The following is a 2,874-nucleotide window of genomic DNA, read 5'->3' on the forward strand; positions in this document are numbered from 1 at the left end:
CTAAACAAATTACCTGATAAGGCTTTTCTCTATTGTCTAAGGGTAATTGATTTAATAGTGATTTTTGTGTTAACAGCACTGATACTTGAGCGTCTTCTAACATGAAGCTCAGGCGTTCTTGGGGATATTCTGGGTCTAGGGGTACATACGCTCCTCCTGCTTTGAGTATCCCTAATAATCCAATTACCATTTCTAGGGAACGCTCTACACAAATCCCTACTAATGTCTCTGGTTTTACACCTAAAGATTGCAGGTAATGTGCTAACTGATTCGCCCGACTATTCAATTGCTGATAGGTGAGTTGTTCGTTTTCAAACACTACTGCTATTGCATTCGGTGTTTTCTCTACCTGCTCTTCAAATAACTGATGGATACATTTATCAACAGGATATTCAACTTGAGTATTATTCCACTCTACCAATAATTGATGTTGCTCAGTTTCTGTCAGTATTGGTAATTGGGAAATTCGCTGTTGGGGATCAGCAACAATTCCAGATAACAATGTTTGGAAATGTCCTAACAAACGACAAATCGCTGCATCATCAAATCGGCTTGTATCATAACTAATTATTACCAGTAATTCCTGACCAGGAATTACTCCCACTGTTAAAGGATAATTGGTTTGCTCAATACCCTGAACATTATCTATTGAAAAACCATAATTGTTTTTTTCCGCTGCTTCACTAACCGGATAATTCTCAAAAACAACCAGACTCTCAAATAAAGAACTCCCTCCAGGAACATCACTCAATCTTTGAATATCTGCCAATGAGCTATAGGAATATTGTTCAGACTCAACTTGCTGTATTTGTAGATCTTTCAACAAAGCCAAAACTTCAGTTTCAGGACAAGTTTTAACTCTCACTGGTAAGCTATTGATAAATAATCCTACCATTGACTCCACACCCATTAAAGATGGAGGACGACCAGATACTGTAGCACCAAAAACAATATCTGATTCTTGACTGTACCGAGATAATAATAAACCCCAAGCTCCCTGCACCAAATTATTCATCGTCAGTTGATGCTTTCGGACAAAGGTCTGTAAAGCTTCTGTTTGTTGCGCTGTCAGTTGAATTTTTTGTTCCCTGTAACGAGAATCTAACTGTTTACCCTTTGAAGATAATTTATCAACTGTTAAAGGAGTTGGTGCTGTAAAACCTTGCAGTTTTTCTCGCCAAAATTCTTCAGCTTTGCTCAAGTCTTGCTGCTGTAACCAAGCAATATATTTGTCATAGCTTAAAACTGCTGGTAGTGTTGGATTTTCACCTTTGATAATTGCTTGATAAAAATACAATAGGTCTTGGAACAGTAAAGGCACTGACCAGCCATCAAGCAATAAATGATGAAAATTCCACACAAATTGATAACTATCTGCACTCAATTGTATAACACTTAACTGCATTAATGGTGCTGTAGACAGTTGGAAACCCTGTTTTCTCTGAGACTGCACTAACACCTCTAATTTTTCTTGTGCTTCTTGAGTCGATAGGTGCTGCCAATCCTCACTCTCTATTTTAACATCCACTTGCCGATAAACTATTTGCACCGGCTCTGCCAATTGCTCCCAAATAAAAGCAGTCCGCAATATTGAATGTCTTGCTACTACTTGCTGCCAAGCTTTTTCAAATGCTCTCAGGTTTAGTTTTCCACTCAAATTGTAAATCGACTGTTCAAAATATACCTGAGAATCAGGGGCATACAAACTTTCAAACAGCATCCCCTGTTGCATTGGTGACAGTGGATATATATTTTCAATGTTTCGCCAGTTAGTTTTGTTCGTTTTGCCGAAACTTGCCAATAGTTGGTCTATTTCTAACTGGTTGAGCTTCACTAATGGGAAATCTGAAGGTGTATGACCTCCATTTTTACCTGATGCACAATGAGTAATGATGTCCTGTAATGTGTTGACAAATTCCCTTGCTAGTTTTTCAATTGTGGCTGCTTGGTGAAGATTTGTGCTGTATGTCCACTCTATTTGCAACTGTTCTTCAACTATCATGCTGTTTATATCTAGCAGATGAGGGCGGTTGTTTTGTAAACCGTGCATTCTTCCTGCTGACTCACTAGCTGGCTGCATCCAAGAGGTTGTATTAATCTGTTGATCAAATTGACCTAAATAATTAAAACTGATTTCGGCTTGGGGTAATGTCTTTAGTTGACTAGCAATTTCTGGATCTTGACTCAGATAGCGCAATAGTCCATAACCAATGCCTTTATTGGGAATAGCCCGCAGTTGTTCTTTAACAGATTTTAAAACATTCCCCAGAAAAGCATCCCCTAAATTGTCTGTAGTTGGGAGTTCTACCACTACGGGGAATATAGTTGTAAACCAACCTATTGTCCGTGATAAATCTACACTATCAACAATATCTTCCCGTCCATGACCTTCTAAGTTGAACAACACATTTTTAGAGTTTGTCCATTTGCTCAAAACTAACGCTAAAGCGGTCAGGAGAACATCGTTAATTTGTGTGTTGTAAGCTTTTGGTACATCGTGCAGTAAGGCGTGAGTTTCTGCCTCACTTAAAGACAATAAAACTGTGTTAGCTGCGGCAACAGTATTTTCCCCTTTTGTATGGTCAACAAAGATGGAAGGAACTGCGGCGCGAGTTTCATTCAACCAATAAGCCGCTTCCGATTTGAGGGTTTGTGATTGGGCATAAGCTGTTAATTGCTCAGACCAATCTTTAAAAGATGTGGTTTTGGCAGGAAGCTGAATATCTTTGCCTTGCTCAAGTTGCTGGTAGGCTGTTTGTAGGTCTTCTAATAAGATTCTCCAGGAAACTCCGTCAATGGCTAGGTGATGGATGGTTATTTGTAATCTCGCTCTTTTTCCTATGCCTAGATGGAATAAGGCTACTTGTACTAGGT

The 2,874-nt window shown here is 39.0% G+C and carries 1 protein-coding gene; it reads right to left on the bottom strand.

Annotated features, from left to right (window positions below; all coding sequences use genetic code 11):
* On the bottom strand, window positions 1-2,874 hold a 2,874-nt coding region (locus H6F45_RS26075), incomplete at both ends, for a condensation domain-containing protein (protein WP_190348809.1).

The organism is Sphaerospermopsis sp. FACHB-1194, assembly GCF_014696235.1.
Lineage (GTDB): Bacteria > Cyanobacteriota > Cyanobacteriia > Cyanobacteriales > Nostocaceae > Sphaerospermopsis > Sphaerospermopsis kisseleviana.